The organism is Methanosarcina sp. (assembly GCF_049706645.1).
GTDB lineage: Archaea > Halobacteriota > Methanosarcinia > Methanosarcinales > Methanosarcinaceae > Methanosarcina.
This window is the reverse complement of record NZ_JBNAKP010000015.1, coordinates 148,218-169,483: the sequence shown is the minus strand read 5'-3', so window position 1 is coordinate 169,483 and position 21,266 is coordinate 148,218. Positions and strand designations below refer to the sequence as shown.

Here is a 21,266-nt window from a genome sequence, read left to right as displayed (position 1 = left end):
CAAAAGAGATCTTGGAATTTATAAAGGGTACCCTGAAATTTTAAAAGATACCTTGAAATATCTAGAGGAAAACTGAGCTGTAGAAGCTATAAACGAGAATTGAGTGAGAAGGATAACAGACGATATTCTGATAAAAACGATTTATATTTTTAAGATTGAATGAATAAAAATCGGAAAAAATATAAAGGAAAGTGCAGAACATCAGTGCACATATAAAATTTTAATATAAACAAAAAGAGTTTGGGAGAGCTAAAGTCTTCTGGATAAAAAGCTTTTTATTTCTTGATAAAAAGGCTTTTTATTATATGTGGTGAGGGAATCAGGCGATAAAAGCAATTTATTTATATTCTGGTGTTATTTCCACGGAGGCACTTTCTATTTTACCGCAGAAAGGGCCTGAAATTTCCTATTTATTCCCAGATATATCGGAAAGGAATAAGAATATCTTAATTTCCCCCGGTTCCCTCAATACGACAAATAGAAATTACTTATATGCATGGATCAATAGATTAAAAATTTACATAAATACCAACCCATAAAGGAAAGCAATCCGAGAAATCCTTAGGTGCTATGCTTTTCCCAAAGGAGGGAAGCTATGAATATGATAAAACGATTTAAGGTAAGCTTTTCAAAAATGTTCAACAAGCTGTTCAAGAAAAAAGGAGCATGCATAGGAATCTACGGTCCCCCCAATGCCGGCAAGACGACCCTTAGCAATCGCATCCTCAAGGATTGGGTCGGAGGCGAGGAAACAATGGGTTCTGTTTCTCATATCGCCCACGAGACCAGGCACGCCAAGAGAAGGAACGCAATAAGTATCGAGACCAACGGGCATACAATCAGCCTTGATATCGTAGATACACCCGGGCTTGCCACAAAAATCGATTTTCACGACTTCATGGAGCAGGGAATGAGTGATTCCGAGTCCAAGAAACGATCCAAAGAAGCAACCGAAGGCGTAATCGAAGCTGTCAAATGGCTGGATGACCTCGACGGGGTCATACTGGTTATGGATTCCACCGAAAATCCCTATACCCAGGTCAATGTAACGGTAATAGGGAATATGGAAGCCAGAAACCTTCCGCTTCTTATCGTAGCAAACAAGGTAGACCTTCCTGAAGCCGACCCGGCCGTCATAAAGGAAGCCTTTCCCCAGCACCCCATGGTGCCAGTCTCGGCACTTGAAGGAGTGGGAATGGATTCGTTTTATGAAGCTCTGGCAAAACAGTTCGGGTGATCTACATGCAGGGAATTCAGCTTGATTTGATATCCGAAGCCAGAATCTCTCAGATGGCTTCAATGGAAAAAGTCCGATACATAATCGATGAGGTACGGAAAGGTAAAATCCTGGTGCTTGAAAAAGGCCTGAACCCGATGGAGGAAGCAAAGCTCATAGAAATGACAATGTCCGCAATCCAGCCTGATGTATTTTCAGGTATCGAGATGCAAAGTTATCCTGCAAATTCCGATGGTTCGTTGCTGGGAAAATTATTCAAAAAACAGAGCAACAAGAGACTTACGGTAATAGGGCCTGCAAACCAGCTCAAAACCCTTAAGAAAGATCGGAATCTCATCAGTGCACTTGTCTCTGCAAGTAAGTAAACGAAGTGGAAGCAATGTGTACCCAGAAGACCCAAGACGTGGAAGCTATAATCTCCCCTCCCCAGTCCCTCGGCTCCTTTGAGATGGGCAGGAATGACGTCAATGTAATCTGTACTTACGGAAAAATCGCCGTATGGTTTGGACGGAAAGTTCCTGATTACATTATAGCGCAGGTACTTATAGGAATTTCAAAAGTCGACCAGTCTACGGTTCATGAGTTTGAAATAATCTGCAACTTTGATGAGATCACGGAATATGAGAGTAAAGGGTACACACTCGTGTCCTATGGAAAAACAGCCGGTGGTTATCGCGTAAACTATAGCATTCCCTTTTCCAATAGAAAAGCCCTTTTCCACCTATCAAAATTTATACTTGAAGAACTCCGAAAGGGAGAAGCGCGTAAGGACTTTTACTGGAACGGGAGTGACTGCGATATCCAGAGACTCTATCACGAATTTAAAAATAACATCGAAAATTGGGAGCTGAAAACTATTAATTATAAGACCGAACCGCAAACAAACAGGTAAAAACCTGTACTACTGGCACTGCGGCAGGGTATAAAAGAAAGCTTCCGAAAACTTGCCCGAAATCCTTATCACAAACTTAAAGAGAGTGGAAAAGGGTTTGAAAAAGCATTACAGGAGTTGTTTTCAGTTATTGAAGCAGGCTTGAATTATTGAAGCAGGCAGGTAAATAAAATTTTAATCAATTGATTGTTATAAGGAATTAGGCATTTAACCCAATGTTTTTTGGAGAACTCATATGAAAAAAACTCAGGTAAACGACTGCGAAGATGTATTATTATCAATGAGAATGATTGCAGAAAACCTCAATGAGGTAATTAAGATACTTGACAGAGAGGCCATAAAGGCGATGATCCAGAAAATTCTGGGAGGCGAAAGAGTCTTTCTGATGGGAGCGGGAAGGTCCGGGCTTGTTGCCAAAGCTTTTGCAATGAGACTTATGCACCTTGGGTTCAGCGTGTATGTGGTCGGCGAAACTACAACCCCTGCTGTCCAGCCGCAGGATGTTGTGATTGCCATCTCAGGGTCAGGAGAGACCCGTTCTATAGCGGACCTCGGAAAAATAGTAAAAGATATTGGCTCAACCCTCATAACGGTTACTTCAAAAAAGGAATCTACACTCGGCAGAATTTCGGATATTGCTATGATCCTTCCGAGCAAGACCAAAAACGACCTTGATGCAGGCGGCTACCTTGAAAGAAACATGCGGGGAGATTACAGAAACGTGCCTCCTCTGGGCACATCTTTCGAAATTACCTCGCTGATTTTCCTTGATTCAATAATCGCGCAGCTGATCACGCTTACAGGCGCATCGGAAGCCGAACTTAAGTCAAGGCATACCAACATCGAATAAAGGCCTGAAAATCGCCAGAAAGCAGTGGGTATATTCAGAACAATTATTTGCAGGGATACAGGAGGGCTTAATTTGAAGGAAATAAAGTTTTCTGAGAACGTTGCCAGAATAGATACGTCGGGGATTCGAAAAATTTTCGAAGCTGCAGGGTCGGATGCCATCAACCTTGGGCTCGGGCAGCCGGATTTTGATACCCCGGAGCATATAAAGGCAGCCGCAATAAAAGCCATAAACGAAGGTTTTACGGGTTATACCGTAGGTACTGGGATCCCGGAGTTAAGAAAAGCCCTGAGTTGCAAATTCAGGGAGGAAAACGGGTTTTCGGTTTCCCCGGAGGAAATAATTGTCACCTCGGGAGCATCGGAAGCTCTTGCCATTGCCCTTGCAGCCCTTCTAAACCATGGGGACGAAGTCATTATCTCAAACCCCGGCTTTGTTTCTTACAATGCACTGACCGAGATCCTGAGCGGTAAAGCCGTAGGTGTCCCTCTTGCCGAAGACCTTACCATGAAGCCTGAGGCTGTGCTTGAGAAAATTACCCCGAAGACCCGGGCTATCATCCTTAATTCTCCGTCAAACCCCACCGGCGCAGTCTCAAGCAGGGCAGATATAAAAGCCCTGGCTGAGATTGCCGACGACCACAATATAACCATTATTTCAGACGAAGTCTATGAGTACTTTATCTATGAAGGAGAGCACGTAAGCCCTGCCAGCTACTCGGACAATGTAATTACGGTAAACGCTACTTCAAAGAGCTATGCCATGACCGGCTGGAGGCTCGGGTACGTCGCAGCCAGAAAAGATTACATCGGTCAGATGCTCAAGGTGCACCAGTACATGCAGGCCTGCGCAAACTCAATCGCTCAGAAAGCTGCTTATGCCGCCGTGACAGGACCTAAAGATTCTGTCAATGCCATGCGGGAGGAGTTCAGAAAGCGCAGGGATGTCCTCGTAAAAGGCCTTAACGAGCTAGGAATGGAATGTGCCCTTCCGAGAGGCGCCTTCTATGCATTCCCGAAAGTCTCGAATTCCGCAGAGGTTGCATCGAAAATGATCTCAAATGGCATTATTGTCGTTCCCGGTACGGCTTTCGGGAGCGAGGGTGACGGCTACATCAGGATTTCCTATGCGGCTTCAATGAAAGATATCGAAAGAGCCCTGAGCATTATGGAAAAAGTACTCTGAGAAATATTAAAAAATATTCAAAACACTCAAAAACACTCAAAAACACTCAAAAATAGGGAATAGTAAGAGACCCCTTTAAAGGAAATACTTTTTCTTTGCTTTTCCCTTTTATCTATCTTCGTTTCGTTTTTTTCATGTTTGATACGGCTGACCTGTCAAAAGGGTTATCTTGCTCCAGATTTAGCCGCCCTCCGAAGCACCATCTCAGCCGATTCAGCCGGACGTGTATGAATTACTGATTTTATTAGAAGTGCTTTAATTCGTACCTGTTCTCGATCAGCTCAGGCAGGCCTATATAAAACTTAATGCTCTGTAAAATATATATACAGATACACAAATTAAGGCTAAAGATATCACATTAATTAACAAAATCGAAAGAGATAACTGCTATCAGTACGTAATTTTTTTCACTATAAAAATGGGAAAATTAAAAAAATGAAAAATCAATCTGGATAAGGTCCCTTTCCATCGATAAAGAGAATCCAAAAGCCGGTAAAAGTCCGGATCTTATCAAAATCATGTGCCGGTTGGCCCTGGAAATCTGGAATATCTTCATAAAAATGGTTCTGGAAAAACATATGAAAAAGCGACATACGCGTAAGCTATTTGTTACTAAAGGGATTTTTGCACTGACCTGTATTCTTTTATTGCTGAGCCCTGCTTCCGGCTCGACCTTTGTGTCTGAAAGCCGGCTGACGGGCTGCTTTTACGGAGGATATAGAAACCCTACCGGAGTTTTTCTGACCGAAACCCAGATATCTCCTTTACTTTTTACCCAGGATATCTCGCTTCCCCTTTCAGGAAACCGGGAAGGAAAAAGTAAGCACCTTGAACAAATAAGCCCCTTCTTACTCCTGACAGCGGGCGTTCTTGCAGGTTTCAATCCCTGCCTGCTTGCAGTAATGGCTTTTCTCGCCTCAGTCACCCTTGCCCAGCATGGAAGAAGAAGAGAAATGCTCGAAATCACGCTCGGTTTTTCGGCAGGGATTTTTACCATGTATATGCTCGCAGGAATGGGCATACTAAGCGTAGTTAATTTCCTGCCTGAAATCCAGGGGAGTTTTATAGAAATTTCAATCCTGCTCATTGCCCTGCTCGGCTTCTGGCACATTTTCGATGGTTACTGGCTGAAAAAACATGCGAAAACCACCTTCAGGACTCCTGCACCCCTGAAAAGGTTTATGGAAAAGATGGATAAAAATAACCTTCTACTACTGTCCTTCCTTTCAGGAAGCATGTTTTCCCTGGTCAAAGCTCCCTGCGTAGGAGCGGTCTTCCTTTCACTCCTGAGCATCCTGGCAACAAAAACCGATATTGTCAGGGGAACTTTATATATGGGACTTTATAATCTCGGCCTTTTGCTTCCCGTAGTAGTCCTTGGCCTTCTCCTTGCCTTCGGACTCAGCCCGAGTAAAGTCACCCAATTCAGGGAAAGATGGAGAGTAGAGATCCGACTGACAACTGGATTTATACTGATTTCCGTTGCCCTCCTCATGCAACTTGGAATAATCTAACCTCAAAGAAACCCTGGAAAAGCTCAAATTAACTGCGAGAAAAGGAAAAATGGAAGAAAAGATAAATTCTGTTCAGTAAATTAGCCCTCTTGAGCTAAACCGTTGTGCCGAAACCGTTGTGCCGAAACCGTTGCGCCGGTTTATCACGCCGGATAGGGCTAGGGGATTAGAGATATTTCTTAATCATAGGCTTCCCCGTTTTCACTCAAGCCTTTTTTGTAGAGGCTTGCGTTTTTGATAAAACTTTTTTTGAAAAAGTTTTCGCTCAAGCCTTTTTTGAAAAGGCTTGCGGAATTCGGGTGTCAGATTGCAGGCTCGGTATCCGATTCTTCGGAAGAAGAGAGGCGTTTTTCTTCAATCATCTCCAGAAGCCTGTCCATTACTTCTTCAATTCCTTCTCCGGTGACCGTGGAGATATTAAATTCTACTTCGTCCAGTTTCTGGAATTCGGGCCTGTCAGCTTTGTTTGCAACCACAAGCAGGGGGAGTTCAAAGTTCTCCCGAATTTCCGCAAGCAGGCGTCTCTGGTCTTTGATTTCGTATCCGCAGCTTTCACTGGGGTCAATCATGAACATTACGACCGCATCAAGGTAGTGAATTGCAGTAATTGCCTGCCTTTCGATATAGTTTCTCTCGGACATAGGGCGGTCAAGAAGGCCCGGTGTATCCATAACCTGGTAACGTACTCCATCCCGCGTGAAATGCCCGATTGTCACCCCTTTTGTTGTGAAAGGATAAGGAGCGACTTCCGGGCTTGCACCTGTAATTTTCGAGACAAAGCTTGACTTTCCTACATTCGGGTAGCCGGCAATCACGATTGTGGGTTCGTCCTGGACGTCAGGAAGTTTCCGCAAGATGTTTCTGGCTTCGTTGAGGAAGAGAAGGTCCTTGTTAATGGAATTGATAATCGAGGCAAGCCTTCCGAAAGCCTCTTTCCGGACAGGCTCGGGGACCTCCGAATTTCGAATTTTCCCAACATAGCTCCTTGCAACCTCATGGATCTTCCTGCTGGCCCAATCTACGGATGCAAGGGACATCTTGAGTTTTTCCACGCCTACAAGGATATCCGTGAGTTCATAATAGAATCTGGGCAACTGTTCAAAACTTGGGAATCGCCTGACTATATTTGCAAGATTATCCGTGAGGATATTTGCGGCTGTCAGCAGCATAGACTCATTGGCCCTGAATCGGCTTTCTCTGCTCTCTATGGTTTTCCCGGACATAGCTCGCGCTGACCGCTTAAAGGCTTTATTGATTAATTCCTGGGAAGTAGGAACTGTGTAAATTTTCTCAAAGATCATCATGTTCTAACCCTCTGGGGGCTCTGCTAAGTTATATAAACGTTATTATATATGAAAAGTTTTAACAAAATACGCAAGCAAGAGTCTCGCAGAGATTCCTGAAGGCGGTTCCTGAGAAGGAATTTATTTCTCGGTTTTCGATTTATGATTACAAATCCTGGCGACAAACTCTTATATAAAGTATAAAACCAGGTGGATATTCAAAGCAGGACCGGACTCTTTTTATATTTGTAATAGTAATTTGTAATAGGATTTATAATCATTAATTATGGTAAATATATGCGTTAACTTACATTATCGATGTATAGGTTTTATACATCATCCTTATAAAGGTATATGAAATTAATGGTGGTAGTATGGAACTCACTCCGATTCAAAAAGACATTATTATTTCATTAATCAACCTTCAGCGGCAAAAGGACCGGGCAATCAAAGGGGAAGAGATAGCCGAGGTCATCCAGCGCAATCCTGGAACTATCCGCAACCAGATGCAACTATTAAAGGCCCTGGGGCTTGTGGAAGGAGTGCCCGGACCAAAGGGAGGGTACAAACCTACAGGAGCAGCATATGACGCATTACGAATTCAGCAATTGAAAAATGAGTCCGTAGTCCCTCTTTATAGAAACAATGTGTTAGTTAATGGGGCTACAGCTGCCGAAATTAGTTTTACGACAGTCAGGAATCCTGACGCCTGCAGCGGAGTCATCCGCGTAATAGGAAACACGAAAGACTTCGTGATGGATGATAAGCTTCAGGTAGGTCCTACGCCTGTAAACCGCCTGATAATCCGTGGAGAAGTTACAGGGAGGGATGACACTAACAATTCTATTCTCTTCAATATTACGGAAATGATTTCTCTCCCTAAAAAGCATGTCAAGCATTATATGAAGTACCCTCCTCTGCTTGTGAACCTGAATGCAAGTATTCAGGAAGCAACGAGACTTTTTATCAGGAATAACGTTCATGGAGCTCCTGTAGAAGACAAGGGAAAAATCGTGGGAATCATTACCTACACTGATATTGCCCATGCAATTGCTCAGGGAAAACCTAACGTAAAAGTCAAGGACATTATGACAAAAGAACTTATCACAGTTGATGGGGATATGCAGCTTTACGACGTTGTAAAACTTTTCCACAAGTATAACGTAGGAAGGCTTATCGTAACCATTAACGGAGTACCCAAAGGCACGCTGTCAAAAACCGATGTCCTGAACGAACTGGCAGTATATTGAGAAAACCAAGACTTCCACCGCTTCTTCAAAGAATTAAAAGAAATTCTGCAGAAGCAGCCGAAAAAATCTCAATATTCCTGATCATTGCTAGAATATCAGATTGTCTGTATTTTCGATATCGAGTTATCTATATTTTTGATATAGAATTATCTATATTTTCGATATCGAGTTATCTGTATTCTCAAACCGAGAGGTAAAAACCTCCAGGCCCTTAATCCCTTTTCATGCTTTCGTGCCGGGCACTGAGTTCGGCTGCAATTTCATCAAGGGTAATATTATTTGCTGCAAGCAGTACCAGAAGATGGAAAATCAGATCCGAACTTTCCGAAACGATCTCTGAGTGGTTTTCGTTCCTGACTGCAAGAATCGTTTCAATTGATTCTTCTCCTACTTTTTCAAGAATCTTGTTCATACCTTTGCGGTGGTTCAAAAGCTTGCAGACATATGAGCGCTCGTCATAGTTCTGTTTTCGGTCCAGGATGATCTCATATACTCTGTTCAAGATTGATAGGTCGGCATCCGACATTCTAACACCTGTTTAATTAAACACGGATAAATACTTAAAAAATTTAAAATTAGAAAAATATCCAAAAAAGTAATAATAGGAGATTTTTCAAACCTTCCTTGGGTCGGTGATTTCTCCGGTAAGGGCTGACGCTCCTGCAGTTGCAGGGGAAGACAGGTACACAAAAGATTCGGGACTTCCTTCTCTACCCTTGAAGTTGCGGTTCGAGGTTGCAAGGCCCACTTCACCTGCGCCGAGCAAGCCGAAAGAGCCACCCATACAGGGCCCGCAGCACGGGGATTCTACGATTGCACCTGCGTTCATAAGCTTTTCTATATACCCGGCTCTCAGGAGTTTCAGGTACTCGGTCCTTGAAGCGGGAACAACAAGCAGGCGAACGCCCTTAGCTACTGGCTCATCGCCCATAATATCGGCCATAATTTTAATATCTTCAAACCTGCCATTCGTGCAGGAACCCACAAAGATCTGGTCAAGTTTTGTGCCTTCGACCTCAGTTACGGGTTTTACGTTATCTACATTGTGGGGGCAGGCTATCTGGGGCTCAAGGTCCGAGATATCGTAGTGCCGAATTCCAACATATTCTGCACCTTCATCGGATTTCCAGTATGGGTCGAATTCGTAATACAGGATCCTCTCTTTGAGATAGTCTGCAGTTACTTCATCGGCTTCAATAATTCCTGCCTTTCCTCCCATCTCGATTGCCATATTGGACATAGTCATGCGTTCGGGAATGGAAAGAGAGCGGATTGTTGAGCCTCCAAACTCGGCTGCCATATACCTGGCTCCTTCGACTCCTACGTCACCTATCAGGTGGAGGATGAGGTCTTTTGAATAAACCCGTTCCGGCAGACTACCTTCCACTTCAAAGCGGAAAGTTTCGGGTACCCTGAACCAGAGTTTGCCGGTGGCGAAAACGGCTGCCATATCAGTAGACCCTATACCTGTAGAAAACGCCCCCAGTGCACCATATGCACATGTATGCGAGTCCGAGCCAACTATAAGGTCTCCTGGCAGCACATGCCCTTTTTCGGGAAGAACCTGATGGCAAACTCCTTCATATACATCATAATTTAAAATGCCCTGTTCCTCAGCAAATTCCCGGAGCATTATATGATTTGCCGTGGCGTTAATAGAATCCGCAGGAACCTGGTGGTCGAATACGATCACTATTTTTGTCGGGTCCCAGACTTTTTTCTCTTCTTTGTCTCTCATTATCTCGTAAAAGCCTTTGACTGCCAGCGGACCTGTAATGTCATGTGTCATTGCCAGGTCTATATTTGCCAGCACGAAATCCCCGGCTTTTACGGGACTTCCGGAGGCCTTCGAAAAGATCTTTTCCGAAACGGTCATCGGACGATTTTCATTACCAGACATCCCGGTCATGGGGAATAACTGGCTCTTTCTAATAAATAAATTTAATTGATGATGCGGGCAAAAAAAGAGTAAAAAATCTTGCAGGCCCATGGAAAGACAGAAATGTTAAAAAATAAGAGAAGCTTACCGGCAAATTTTACAGTTTATGTCGATTCTGTGCTGTTAATCAACAAATTCAGTGCTTCCGCTGCTATCATGGACTATAAAGGTACATGTGCCGTCCTCCAGGCTCCTTTTCGTAAGCTCAAGGCCTTTTCCGCCTCTTCTGAAATCCACGAATTTTTCATACATGGCCAGGGTGTCCTCAAGTTCCGAAACATACCTCAAGAGAAGATCCCCTGCCAGTTTTCGGCTGTCTTCTGCAGAAATAGGGTACCCGAGACCTTCACATTCGCAGGTTTGCAGTCTCAGCCCTTCGAGATAAAAGGGATAAGTGCTGCAGAGCATGGGACGCACAGGGTAAACCCGACATCTGTGTGTATCTTTTTCAAGAAAAATACAGTCTCCGTTCCTCTTTCGCCTGAGTATCCATCCAAAGGCATGAAGCCTGCCCTCACAATCAATACACTCCTGAAGAGACTCAAGAATTTCAGGAGATAGCGACTCTTCATTTTCCTCCGATGGCATGGAAGAAGTTTCAGGATGCTTTTCTTCATTCTCCAGGGTTTCATCCCGGATAGGAGCCTCAGGCACAAATGGTCCTGCAACCTCCAGTTTTGAGAGGCCTGTATATTCCCGGATTCTTTCGGTCTCGGAAGGAATTACCGCTACCCTGTTGTCCCCAAAAGCCCTTCTGCAGCATTTTCCACAGTGCTGGCAGTAGAAACCGATTTTCCTGATTTCCGCTGCAAGCTGTTCAGGATCGAGTTTATGAGCCATTTCTATTTCTTTCTTGAGACCGGCAATAAGAAGGAGCTGATAGCTTGTTTTCCCGGATTCCCGCTTATTGCCTGCGCTAGAAGCTTCCATATAAAGACTCGTGTCCTGCTGGTACATCAAATTAACGCAGGAAGCAGTTAACGCCAGGAGTATTCAAAAATCCCATTTAGAAAGACCTTTATCCAGCTGACAATGGATCGCAATAAGAAACTATATATCAGGGAACCCGGTTTAAACTTAAGTTTATATGTGGCAGACATTACTCAAAAAGTTTGAAAAATATCCTGCGCAGGCAAAAGTGCTTAAGCTGCTCTTTGAACGCGGGTTTCAGGTGAACGAAGAAGGAAAGGTCACCTCCGGAAGTATTGAGATAGCACATACCCAGCTTGCAAAAGAAGCAGGTGTTGACCGGCGGGTTGTTGACGCAACTACAAAGACTATTATTTCAGACGAACTTCTGAGCACGATTTTTAAAAATGTCCATTCCATTCCTTTCCTCAAGGACGTAGCCCCTTCCCTTGGCCTGGGAGTGATCATTATTATCCCGCAAGATGCAGCTCACGTGGGCATCCTTGCAGAGGTTGCAGGCCTGATTTCCAGAAGTAATGTGAGCATCCGCCAGGCTGTATCGGATGACCCTTATCTAACTGATAACCCGAGACTTACGATCATTACCGACAAGAAAGTGCCTGGAGAACTTGTGGACAAAATCCTCGAACTGCCCTCGGTCAAAGGAGTAAGTATTTACTGAGTATCTTCTACGCCGTAAATTAAGATTCAGCAAGTAAAATGAAACGGGACAGGAAATCCCATATAAAAGACTGTTTTTTAATTGAGAAAAGAGGTTTTTAGAATTGAATTACTTTCTGCCTCTTCTAAACACGGAAAGCCCGAGAGCCAGTCCCAGAAATCCGAAAAACAGCGCATGCATAGAAATATTTCTTACTTCAATTCTGGGCATCGAATCTCCTGTAAAATCTTTAGCGGCATCCGCGGCCCTGAAAATTTCATGCTCTATCGACGGTCCCAGTTCTGCAAGCGATCGGGTTCCGGTAAAGGATAAGATGAAGTTCCCCACAGAATCAAGATTTCTCCTGCTGAGAATTTCCTCGATACCGATACCCTCGTTTCTGCGGCCTGAGCCCTGACCTCCGGTATCTTCTGAATTGGTTTTATCCCCGATAGAGGACTGGTTTACTGGCTTCAGCACCGTAATAACGATAAAGGTTGAAGAACTGCCGTTATCGTTCTCTGCCGTCAGGGAGACTGTATAGTTTCCGGGACAGCAGAAAGTATGTTTTGGGTCAGGGCAGCAGGAAGTCTTCCCGTCTCCAAAACTCCAGCACAATGAGGCTGCATTTTCGGAAAAATCAAAAAACTGGACCGTAAGCGGAACATACCCGCCTGTCACATTGGCATTGATTTTAGCCTCAGGAAGTACCGGAACCGAAGGGTCCGGAGCTCTCAAAACATTTATTGTCACATAGGTTGAGTCGCTGCCGTTCTCGTTCGTGACGTTCAGGGTAACCGTATAATTGCCCTCATTGACAAAAGTATGCAAAAAATCCGAAGAGTTCGAAGTTTCCAGATTTCCAAGGCTCCACAGCAGCGAGCTGGCATTTTCTGAGAAATCTGTAAATCCAACCGTAAGTGGGGCATACCCTGCTGTCACATTGGAAGTAAAAATTGCTTCTGGCAGTACCGGAAGTTCCGGAATGAAATCAATCAAAGGCCTGTAATCCATACTCTTTGTCCGGCTGTTGACGGCATATACCGTGTCACCGACACCATCTCCGTCCTCATCCGTGCCTGTGTAATCACTCCAGCAGTTGCCTGAGGTCCGGTTCCAGACATTGAACTTATCGTCCCTGGCATTATTTGTATTATTAAAATAATTATTATATATCGCGTTGCCTGAAGAAGTAAATGACTTGATGCCACAATCAGTGTTTGAATATACGAGGTTATCGCTTAAAGTGTTATTATCGGACTTAAACAGGCAAATGCCGATAATATTCCCCGAAACATTGTTATTATTTATGGTGCAGCTTTGAGCACCATTGAGGTAAATCCCGCATTTGCTGTCAGCTACTGAGAAACCGCTGATTGTTACGTTGCTGGCAACTACCTTGAATACATTGCTCTCTGTATCCTCTCCGGTAATAACCGTATCAGAAGGGTCTCTTGAATCCGAGATTATTGTCAGGTTATCCTGATCGATCAGGATGCTTTCATTATATTCTCCGGGTTTTACAAAGATAGTATCGCCCGGTGAGGCCTTATCTACTGCAGCCTGGATCGATTCTTCCGGAAATACGTAAATATTTTCTGTCGCCCCGGTTTCTGAAATTGAGACCGCAGCTAGAAATACTACAAATAAGCAGACCCATCTGAGAATTTTAACTTTTGCCATTTTAACCCGCACATCAATCCAGGAATTTTACAGAATTATTTTTTAAAAGGATAACATATAAAATTGTTGATTTAAAAAAATATTAGAAAACAGAAATTAAAACTAAAGTCTTTTTAAAAACTTTATCCGGAAAAAATAGGTTTTCCGGGTTTGTTCGCCTTCAAGCAATCCTATATATGAAGATTCGAGACAAAAAGTAAGATAGGGGCTATATATAAGACTTTTCTAAAATTAAACTATCCGATTAAGTTTATATCCCAAAGTAGACCATGGAGATTAAGGTCTGATTCAGTTAAATTTAAAAAAAGGCGTTCAAAAATATAATTAGACTTTAACCTTATTTTCTGGATCCGACAAATAATCTCATTTCTGAAGCCGCAGATCCCAGTTCTGCTACGAATTCAAGGTTATGCTGTAATTCTCATATAGTCTCTGTAATCTCATATAGCTTTCATGAATTTTCATGTAGTTCTCATGAATTCTCATGTAGTTTTCATGTAACCTCATGTAGCTTTCAGTAATTCTCATGTAACTTTCAGTAATTCTCATGTAGCTTTCAGTAATTCTCATGTAGCTTTCATGTAATTCTCATGTAATAGTAAGCTTACTGGAAAATTAATCATAACGTATATTAATTATAATTTTCAATGGTTCTGGAAGAAAAAAATCTCCTTTCAGACAGGCATTAAATCTGCAAAGCCAAAGGTTTTTAAGCAGATCTTAGTTAATTCTTGAAAAATCCAGCTGGAGAAGACTTATCATGCAGGAAAAAATAAAAGAAATCGCAGCTCGAGTTCGAGAACTGCGTGAACTATCGGATCTCACGGTCAAAGACATGGCAGAATATCTGCAGGTATCCGATGAAACTTATGAGAAATATGAAAACGGAACAGAGGATATTCCGGCAAGCATACTTTTTGAAATTGCACACAAGTTGCGCGTAGACATGGCTACCCTCCTGACAGGGGAAGAGCCGCGCATGAATATTTTTACAGTTACGAGGGATGGAAAAGGGGTCAGTGTTGAGAGGAGGAAGCAGTACAGGTACCAGAACCTGGCTGAAAAATTCATTCACAAAAAAGCTGAATTTTTTATAGTTTCAGTCGAACCCAAACCGTATGGGACAAAGCCTGAGACCAATTCCCACCCAGGGCAGGAATTTAATTATGTGCTTGAAGGAAGCCTGAAGGTCTATATCCACAATAATGAGATTGTCCTGAAAAAAGGAGATTCCATTTATTTTGACTCCACTTACGAACACGCCATGGAAGCTCTGGAAGGAGAAACAGCCAAATTCCTGGCAGTTATAATATAATTCGACAAAACAACTCTATTTGATGTAGTTTGATTTAACGAATTTGATTTAACAAACTCAATTTAACAAATTCAATTTAATGCGATTTGGTCTCAAGTCCGATAAAAAATCCGATATACGGGATAAAATCTTGAAAAACTTGAAATTAAAACCAGGCCCTGAAGCCTTTAAAATAAAAGCTATAAAAATAAGTAGATAAAACGGGTGTCCAGAATGACTTCCTTGCTCAGCCAATTTGTTTCCAAAACTGATTTCGGATCCTATGAAGATTTCGAGGAAAATTTCAAAATCCTTGTTCCTGAAAACTTCAACTTTGCCTATGACATAGTCGATGCCTATGCAGGAAATTCCCCTGAGAAACTTGCTATGATCTGGTGTGACGATAACGGGGAAGAGAGAAGCTTTACCTTCAAAGACCTGAAGTACTACAGCGACAAAGCTGCGAATATCTTTGCAAAGCATGGGATAGGAAAAGGCGACTATGTGATGCTTACCTTGAAGAGCCGGTATGAGTTCTGGTACTGTATCCTTGCATTGCATAAACTGGGAGCCATTGCCGTACCTGCGACCCATATGCTCAAGACGCGGGATATCGTATACCGGATCGAAAAAGCCGGCTTGAAAATGATTGTCTGCATATCGGAAGATGAAGTTCCCGAGCAGGTGGACGAAGCACATTCCGAGTGTGGGAACGTCCCACTCAAAAAAGCAGTCGTCGGAGGAAAGGTTCGGGAAGGCTGGATTGATTTCAGGAAAGAGCTCGAAGAAGCCTCTGCTGATTTTGAACACCCCTCAGGCGACGCCGCTACAAAAAACAGCGATATTTCCCTCGTATATTTCTCCTCTGGGACCGCTGGCTTCCCGAAAATGGTGGAACACGACTTTACCTATCCTCTCGGGCATATTCTCACCGCAAAATACTGGCAGAACGTAGAAGATAACGGGCTACACTATACGGTTGCAGACAGCGGCTGGGGGAAATGCGTATGGGGAAAAATATATGGGCAATGGATATCAGGTTGTGCGGTTTTTGTCTATGATTACGACAGATTTGAAGCCAGAAACATGCTTGAAAAAGCCTCGAAATTCGGGGTTACAACATTCTGCGCCCCACCAACGATTTACCGTTTTCTGATTAAGGAAGATCTCTCAAAGTATGATTTCGGTACCCTGAAATACGCGGTTGTTGCAGGCGAACCTCTTAACCCTGAAGTATATAACCGATTCCTTGAATTTACCGGAATAAAGCTTATGGAAGGATTCGGGCAAACTGAAACCGTTGTAACTATCGCAACCTACCCCTGGATGGAACCGAAACCCGGCTCTATCGGAAGGCCGTCTCCTGGCTATAAAATTGAATTGATGGATAGGGACGGCAGGCTCTGTGATGTAGGGGAAGAGGGAGAAATCGTTATCAACACAAAGGAAAGAAAACCTGTCGGGCTCTTCGTCCACTATGGAAAAGATCCTGAGAAGACTGAAGAAACCTGGCACGACGGTTATTATCATACAGGGGATATGGCCTGGATGGACGAAGACGGTTACCTGTGGTTTGTGGGAAGGGCTGACGATATCATAAAGACCTCAGGGTACAAAGTCGGGCCTTTTGAAGTCGAAAGCGCCCTTATCCAGCACCCTGCAGTGCTCGAATGTGCAATTACAGGTGCTCCTGACCCTGTAAGAGGCCAGGTTATCAAGGCAACCATTGTGCTTACAAAAGGATACACCCCTGGAGACGCACTTAAAAAAGAGCTTCAGGAACATGTAAAAAGAGTCACTGCACCTTACAAATATCCCCGGATTATAGAGTTTGTGGATGAACTTCCAAAGACCATTAGCGGAAAAATCCGCAGGGTTGAGATCCGGGATAAAGACCAGAACTGAACCAGAAAAAGTAGCCTGAGAAATTCAGCTTCTGGAAGAACTCGGGTACGATTAGAAAGCAAACAGGACCTGGTTTGATCCGAAAATCGAGAAGTTTCGGGTCAAATCAAAAAAAGGAAAAGAAAGGAAAGAAATAAGTACCTTAAACCTTCTGGAAAGTTTGCTCTGAGAAGATGCGGCTCCGGATTCACTTAATAGCTTTATCTAAATGTTCCCGCCAACTTACGGAATATAACAGCTTGTTCACGCTAACATACTGGATATTAGCAGATTACACGTTTTACAGTATAAAAAATACATGGAGAACTGAAGGCTCTTCTTTCTGTCACAGAAAACCGGTTAAAGAAATTGGGGCTGGAAAAAGTCCGGGAAAGAAAAATAAAACTCTGGATGACCCCAAATCCGGGAATGGGCCTGAAAGCTGAGAAAAGCCCAGAGGGCAACTGAAAATAAACAAATGAGGATGTCATATGTCAAAGAATGATAAAAAAGAACCATACCCTGTTATTAATACCCTGGAGTGTAAGGCCTGCGGGCGCTGCCTTCTAGCCTGCCCCAAAGGCGTACTTTTCATGAGTGAAAACCTGAATGCCAGGGGCTACCACTATGTGGAGTACAAAGGAGAGGGATGCTCAGGCTGTGCAAGCTGCTATTATACCTGCCCTGAGCCGCTTGCAATCGAAATTCATATTCCCCTGAAAGCTGAGGAAGCAAAGTAAGGCAGAAAAGGAGGAAAATTATGGCAACACAACTCATAAAAGGCAACTCAGCAATAATCGTCGGTGCACTCTATGCCGGATGTGACTGTTTTTTCGGATACCCAATAACTCCGGCGAGTGAGATTCTGCATGACGCATCCAGGTATTTCCCGAAAATAGGTCGGAAATTTGTCCAGGCCGAATCCGAAGAGTCGGCGATTAACATGGTCTACGGAGGAGCATCGGCAGGGCACAGGGTCATGACATCCTCTTCAGGCCCGGGAATTAGCCTGATGCAGGAAGGGCTTTCCTACCTTGCCGGCGCCGAGCTTCCCTGCGTAATTGTAGACATCATGAGAGCAGGCCCCGGCCTTGGAAACATAGGGCCGGAACAAGCTGATTATAACCAGGTGGTTAAAGGCGGAGGGCACGGAAACTACAAAAATATCGTGCTTGCCCCGAATTCAGTGCAGGAAATGTGCGATTTTACCATAAAAGCCTTTGAGCTTGCTTTCAAGTACAGGAACCCTGCTGTGGTGCTTGCAGACGGTGTCCTCGGACAGATGATCGAGTCCCTTGAATTTCCGAAGCAAGCTATTGTCCCTGAAACTGATACAACCTGGGCCGTCAACGGTACAGCCGAAACCAGGCCTAACCTGATAACCTCTATCTTTCTGGATTTTAACGAGCTTGGAAGATTTAATGAAAAACTGCAGGAAAAGTACGAGCTCATAAGGCAGAACGAGGTCGATTATGAGGAGTACCTGACCGATGATGCTTCGATTGTCCTTGTTTCTTACGGGATCAGCAGCCGGATCTGCAGATCAGCCGTAGACCTTGCCAGAGAGGAGGGTATCAAAGTCGGGCTTTTCAGGCCGAAAACTCTATTCCCATTCCCTGAAGCGCAGTTGAAAGTCCTGGCAGACAGGGGCTGCTCTTTCATTTCCGTGGAAATGAGTAATGGACAGATGAAAGACGATGTCAGGCTTGCAATCAGCTGTTCACAACCTGTAGAGCTTGTAAATCGTATGGGAGGGAACCTGATTACCCTTGACCAGATTATGGATAAAATCAGGAAAATTGCAGGGGAGGCATGAAAATGGCAGCAGAAATCATTAACGGAGAAAAAGTTATCAGAAAGCCAAAAGCCCTGTACTCGGACTACCCCAGAAAAGGAGGGGCAGCCTCGACAGCTACTCACTACTGTCCCGGATGCGGGCATGGGGTTCTGCATAAGCTTATTGCCGAAGCAATCGATGATCTCGGGATCCAGGACAGGACCGTTATGATCAGCCCCGTGGGTTGTGCGGTCTTTGCTTACTATTATTTTGACGCAGGCAATATCCAGGTTGCCCACGGGCGGGCACCTGCGGTAGGGACAGGAGTTTCCAGGGCCGAAGAAAATGCCGTGGTTATTTCCTACCAGGGCGATGGAGACCTTGCTTCCATAGGCCTGAACGAGACTCTCCAGGCCGCAAACAGGGGTGAAAAGCTTGCAGTCTTTTTCGTAAACAATACCGTTTACGGAATGACAGGCGGACAGATGGCGCCTACAACCCTTGTGGGCGAGAAAACCACAACATGCCCAGAGGGACGGGATCCCCGTTTTGCAGGCTATCCACTCCATATGTGCGAGCTGCTGGACAACCTTAAGGCTCCGGTTTTTATTGAGAGGGTTTCAGTCTCGGATATTTCCCATATAAGGAAAGCCAGGAAAGCCGTGCGGAAGGCACTTGAGATCCAGCGTGACGGCAAAGGATATGCTTTTGTTGAAGTCCTTGCCGCCTGCCCGACTAATCTCAAGATGGATGCTGAACAGGCTATCAATTTCATAAATGAGGAAATGGAAAAAGAATTTCCTCTCAAGAATTTCAGGGATAAAGCCGGAGAAGTCGAGCCTTTGCACCGTGGAGTCAGTGACTTTACAACTGAAACCCTTGAACAGTTATACGGGATTGAAGCGGATACCGGGGAAAAGCCTGCCAGAAAGGATTTTGCCCCGATTCAGACCAAAATTGCGGGTTTCGGAGGGCAGGGTGTTCTCAGCATGGGTATTATCCTTGCGCAGGCAGGAGTAAAGGCAAATCTCAATGCATCCTGGTTCCCGTCCTATGGCCCGGAACAGAGAGGAGGCACATCGAACTGTTCAGTCGTGATTTCAGGCCAGCCTATAGGCTCTCCTACAGTTTACACCCCGGACATCCTGGTAGCTATGAACCGTCCTTCCCTTGAAAGGTTCGAAGGGGCAGTCCGGGAAGGAGGCTTTATCCTCTACGATTCGTCTATCGGCGAAGCCGAAACGCCTGCCGGTGTCAAAGCTGTTGCAGTCCCTGCAACCGAAAAAGCTAAGGAGGCCGGTTCTGAGCAAGCCGCCAATTCCTTCATGCTCGGAGTCCTGGTTGGCCTTAACGCAACCGGCCTGGAAGAAGAAGTCTTCAAGGAAGCTCTTGCTGAAAACTTCGCAGGGAAGCCAAGAGTCATCGAGTTTAACCGGATGGTTCTCGAAGCCGGGGCACAGTGGGCAAGAGAAAATGTTAAAATCTAAGACTTTAAGGTTTGAAAAAACTGTAAGGTTTGAGGAAAACTGAGTTTCGAAAGCACTGGAATTGCGCAAAAAACAGGTGGGGAAGCTTTTTCTCTACCTGATTGTAGTTTTCAGTAGTTTTCAGTAGTTTTCAGTAGTTTCCATAATTTTTAGCTAATTTATTCTCTTTAATTGCTTAACTGTCCCATGCTGATTTTCAGATTGCTCTGCATAGAAAATTGTTCTGAGAAGCATAAATTTCTGAAAAACTCAATCGGCAGGTATAATTGATCACAAAAAAGAGATAATTAGATATACACATTACTCTGGAACCAATCATAAACTTTATTAAAGCTGAACACATTGTAAGGAAAAGAAGGGCTTTTATAAATTGCTTTTAAAAGTATTTGCTAAAAAGCAATATTATTTTAAAAGTAGTTTACTGGTCTAGAATTAAATGGCAGGGGGCCGAGTCCCTATTCTCGAATCCCTACCTGCGATCCAACCCAGAGATTAAGAGGAAACCCTATTACTCTTAATCTCAGTATAGAAGTAGATGGTAAGACTTTTAATCTCAGTATAGAAGTAGATGGTAGGGGTCGAGTCCCTATTCTCGAATCCCTATCTGCGATCCAACCCATAGATTGAGAGGAAACCCTATTACTCTCAATCTAAACACATTTTATAACGGTGTGGAGATATATATCATAACCGACCCAAAAAACAATTCGTAAATTGAATTTTGTTTAGGTTACTTATTTTGGTTATTCGTAAAATTTTCAATGGCGTTGAAAATTTTAATTCTATAAATCGGTCACTCTTTTCCAGTATATCTAAGGTTCTTTAAAGCTATTTTCGGACGACTGTAACAGGTTCGCATCAAGATGTAACAGGCTAATTTTGAGATGCAGCTAGATGCAGCTAATATAAATAAGCTAGTTTTAAGATGCATTAATATAAATAAATCAGGGTACTGTAAAATAAAGATGCAGCTACAGTTAAATGAAGTATAGTTAAATGGATATTATTACTGAAATAAATAGATCAACTATATTAATGGAATCAAAATTAAAGAAAATTAGTGTTGTCCTTTAATCCGGAAAAGCAAAAATTATATCTATAACATGTTAGTCGCAGGATGTTAATCGTAGCGTACTAATAGTAACGTTCTAAAACCGGGTTAAATAGAAATGAATCTGGAAAAGTCCTGGACCATATTAGATGCCATAACTGTAAAAAGTACACTGAAAAAATGCACTGTAACAAGTATGCTGTGAAAAAAGAGTGAATACGCACAACCTGCGAGGAAATGTTCTGAGTTTGGTGCTGAGGTAAAGCTGAAGAAAAACGAAAAAATGCTTAACCTGCGCATCAATTTCGTAAGCGGCGGCTAGCAGTACCAATAAAAACAAGAATTTAGGAACGGTCACAAGGTTTATAAA

18 protein-coding genes are annotated in these 21,266 nt (G+C 43.5%); 13 read left to right on the top strand and 5 right to left on the bottom strand.

All coding sequences use genetic code 11. The features are described 5' to 3' along the window. Positions 1-595: 595 nt before the first annotated feature. The 6 genes from ACPK8D_RS06590 (at position 596) to ACPK8D_RS06565 (ending at position 5,678) form a co-directional block, all read left to right on the top strand. Positions 596-1,237: an Era-like GTP-binding protein gene (locus ACPK8D_RS06590; protein ID WP_424717046.1), complete on the top strand. Its 642-nt coding sequence runs from the start codon at positions 596-598 to the stop codon at positions 1,235-1,237. A gap of 5 nt (positions 1,238-1,242) precedes the next feature. Continuing rightward, on the top strand, positions 1,243-1,602 hold the full coding sequence (locus tag ACPK8D_RS06585; protein ID WP_424717045.1) for a DUF2073 domain-containing protein: 360 nt from the start codon (positions 1,243-1,245) through the stop codon (positions 1,600-1,602). A gap of 14 nt (positions 1,603-1,616) precedes the next feature. Next, complete coding sequence (locus ACPK8D_RS06580) at positions 1,617-2,129, top strand: hypothetical protein (RefSeq protein WP_424717044.1); 513 nt, start codon at positions 1,617-1,619, stop codon at positions 2,127-2,129. A gap of 235 nt (positions 2,130-2,364) precedes the next feature. Next, positions 2,365-2,979 carry a 6-phospho-3-hexuloisomerase gene (gene hxlB / locus ACPK8D_RS06575; RefSeq protein WP_424717043.1) on the top strand — a complete coding sequence of 205 codons (615 nt, stop codon included), beginning with the start codon at positions 2,365-2,367 and terminating at the stop codon, positions 2,977-2,979. A 72-nt stretch (positions 2,980-3,051) separates the two neighbouring features. Then, a complete protein-coding gene (locus ACPK8D_RS06570) occupies positions 3,052-4,164 on the top strand; it encodes a pyridoxal phosphate-dependent aminotransferase (protein WP_424717042.1) in 1,113 nt (370 codons plus the stop codon). Between the two features lie 518 nt (positions 4,165-4,682). After that, complete coding sequence (locus tag ACPK8D_RS06565) at positions 4,683-5,678, top strand: cytochrome c biogenesis CcdA family protein (RefSeq protein ID WP_424717041.1); 996 nt, start codon at positions 4,683-4,685, stop codon at positions 5,676-5,678. A gap of 302 nt (positions 5,679-5,980) precedes the next feature. On the opposite strand, the gene ACPK8D_RS06560 is transcribed toward ACPK8D_RS06565, so the two are convergent. Then, positions 5,981-6,982 carry an NOG1 family protein gene (locus ACPK8D_RS06560; protein ID WP_424717040.1) on the bottom strand — a complete coding sequence of 334 codons (1,002 nt, stop codon included), beginning with the start codon at positions 6,980-6,982 and terminating at the stop codon, positions 5,981-5,983. Positions 6,983-7,335: 353 nt separating this feature from the next. Here ACPK8D_RS06560 and ACPK8D_RS06555 point away from each other — a divergent pair, with 353 nt between their 5' ends. Continuing rightward, complete coding sequence (locus tag ACPK8D_RS06555; RefSeq protein WP_424717039.1) at positions 7,336-8,211, top strand: CBS domain-containing protein; 876 nt, start codon at positions 7,336-7,338, stop codon at positions 8,209-8,211. Between the two features lie 211 nt (positions 8,212-8,422). Here ACPK8D_RS06555 and hisE read toward each other — a convergent pair whose 3' ends face one another. The 3 genes from hisE to ACPK8D_RS06540 form a co-directional block, all read right to left on the bottom strand. Then, a complete protein-coding gene (gene hisE, locus ACPK8D_RS06550; protein WP_424717038.1) occupies positions 8,423-8,737 on the bottom strand; it encodes a phosphoribosyl-ATP diphosphatase in 315 nt (104 codons plus the stop codon). A gap of 87 nt (positions 8,738-8,824) precedes the next feature. Beyond that, positions 8,825-10,111, bottom strand: a complete 1,287-nt coding sequence (locus ACPK8D_RS06545) for a 3-isopropylmalate dehydratase large subunit (RefSeq protein ID WP_424717154.1) — start codon at positions 10,109-10,111, stop codon at positions 8,825-8,827. Between the two features lie 162 nt (positions 10,112-10,273). Beyond that, positions 10,274-11,080, bottom strand: coding sequence for a YkgJ family cysteine cluster protein (locus ACPK8D_RS06540; protein WP_424717037.1), 807 nt, complete (start codon positions 11,078-11,080; stop codon positions 10,274-10,276). Between the two features lie 157 nt (positions 11,081-11,237). On the opposite strand from ACPK8D_RS06540, the gene ACPK8D_RS06535 reads away from it, so the two are divergent. Beyond that, positions 11,238-11,741 (top strand): amino acid-binding protein, encoded by a 504-nt coding sequence (locus ACPK8D_RS06535; protein WP_424717036.1) that lies wholly within the window; start codon positions 11,238-11,240, stop codon positions 11,739-11,741. Between the two features lie 108 nt (positions 11,742-11,849). Here ACPK8D_RS06535 and ACPK8D_RS06530 read toward each other — a convergent pair whose 3' ends face one another. Further along, positions 11,850-13,403: a NosD domain-containing protein gene (locus ACPK8D_RS06530; RefSeq protein WP_424717035.1), complete on the bottom strand. Its 1,554-nt coding sequence runs from the start codon at positions 13,401-13,403 to the stop codon at positions 11,850-11,852. 760 nt (positions 13,404-14,163) lie between these two features. Between ACPK8D_RS06530 and ACPK8D_RS06525 the strand changes: the two genes are divergently transcribed. From ACPK8D_RS06525 to ACPK8D_RS06505, 5 genes are all read left to right on the top strand, one after another. Next, the gene (locus ACPK8D_RS06525) at positions 14,164-14,718 is read left to right on the top strand and encodes a helix-turn-helix domain-containing protein (protein WP_424717034.1); all 555 of its coding nucleotides are present in this window, start codon (positions 14,164-14,166) and stop codon (positions 14,716-14,718) included. A gap of 213 nt (positions 14,719-14,931) precedes the next feature. Further along, on the top strand, positions 14,932-16,602 hold the full coding sequence (locus ACPK8D_RS06520) for an AMP-binding protein (protein ID WP_424717033.1): 1,671 nt from the start codon (positions 14,932-14,934) through the stop codon (positions 16,600-16,602). A 470-nt stretch (positions 16,603-17,072) separates the two neighbouring features. Then, positions 17,073-17,321, top strand: a complete 249-nt coding sequence (locus tag ACPK8D_RS06515; RefSeq protein ID WP_424717032.1) for a 4Fe-4S dicluster domain-containing protein — start codon at positions 17,073-17,075, stop codon at positions 17,319-17,321. Positions 17,322-17,341: 20 nt separating this feature from the next. Continuing rightward, positions 17,342-18,397, top strand: a complete 1,056-nt coding sequence (locus tag ACPK8D_RS06510; RefSeq protein WP_424717031.1) for a 3-methyl-2-oxobutanoate dehydrogenase subunit VorB — start codon at positions 17,342-17,344, stop codon at positions 18,395-18,397. Between the two features lie 2 nt (positions 18,398-18,399). Beyond that, positions 18,400-19,845 carry a 2-oxoacid:acceptor oxidoreductase family protein gene (locus tag ACPK8D_RS06505; protein ID WP_424717030.1) on the top strand — a complete coding sequence of 482 codons (1,446 nt, stop codon included), beginning with the start codon at positions 18,400-18,402 and terminating at the stop codon, positions 19,843-19,845. Positions 19,846-21,266: the final 1,421 nt, after the last annotated feature.

Bases quoted from the DNA above. Each gene is read 5' to 3' on its own strand.
- ACPK8D_RS06590 (WP_424717046.1), top strand. From the start codon at position 596: ATGAATATGATAAAACGATTTAAGGTAAGCTTTTCAAAAATGTTCAAC.
- ACPK8D_RS06585 (WP_424717045.1), top strand. From the start codon at position 1,243: ATGCAGGGAATTCAGCTTGATTTGATATCCGAAGCCAGAATCTCTCAG.
- ACPK8D_RS06580 (WP_424717044.1), top strand. From the start codon at position 1,617: ATGTGTACCCAGAAGACCCAAGACGTGGAAGCTATAATCTCCCCTCCC.
- hxlB (WP_424717043.1), top strand. From the start codon at position 2,365: ATGAAAAAAACTCAGGTAAACGACTGCGAAGATGTATTATTATCAATG.
- ACPK8D_RS06565 (WP_424717041.1), top strand. From the start codon at position 4,683: ATGTGCCGGTTGGCCCTGGAAATCTGGAATATCTTCATAAAAATGGTT.
- ACPK8D_RS06560 (WP_424717040.1), bottom strand. From the start codon at position 6,982: ATGATGATCTTTGAGAAAATTTACACAGTTCCTACTTCCCAGGAATTA.
- ACPK8D_RS06555 (WP_424717039.1), top strand. From the start codon at position 7,336: ATGGAACTCACTCCGATTCAAAAAGACATTATTATTTCATTAATCAAC.
- hisE (WP_424717038.1), bottom strand. From the start codon at position 8,737: ATGTCGGATGCCGACCTATCAATCTTGAACAGAGTATATGAGATCATC.
- ACPK8D_RS06545 (WP_424717154.1), bottom strand. From the start codon at position 10,111: ATGTCTGGTAATGAAAATCGTCCGATGACCGTTTCGGAAAAGATCTTT.
- ACPK8D_RS06540 (WP_424717037.1), bottom strand. From the start codon at position 11,080: ATGGAAGCTTCTAGCGCAGGCAATAAGCGGGAATCCGGGAAAACAAGC.
- ACPK8D_RS06535 (WP_424717036.1), top strand. From the start codon at position 11,238: ATGTGGCAGACATTACTCAAAAAGTTTGAAAAATATCCTGCGCAGGCA.
- ACPK8D_RS06530 (WP_424717035.1), bottom strand. From the start codon at position 13,403: ATGGCAAAAGTTAAAATTCTCAGATGGGTCTGCTTATTTGTAGTATTT.
- ACPK8D_RS06525 (WP_424717034.1), top strand. From the start codon at position 14,164: ATGCAGGAAAAAATAAAAGAAATCGCAGCTCGAGTTCGAGAACTGCGT.
- ACPK8D_RS06520 (WP_424717033.1), top strand. From the start codon at position 14,932: ATGACTTCCTTGCTCAGCCAATTTGTTTCCAAAACTGATTTCGGATCC.
- ACPK8D_RS06515 (WP_424717032.1), top strand. From the start codon at position 17,073: ATGTCAAAGAATGATAAAAAAGAACCATACCCTGTTATTAATACCCTG.
- ACPK8D_RS06510 (WP_424717031.1), top strand. From the start codon at position 17,342: ATGGCAACACAACTCATAAAAGGCAACTCAGCAATAATCGTCGGTGCA.
- ACPK8D_RS06505 (WP_424717030.1), top strand. From the start codon at position 18,400: ATGGCAGCAGAAATCATTAACGGAGAAAAAGTTATCAGAAAGCCAAAA.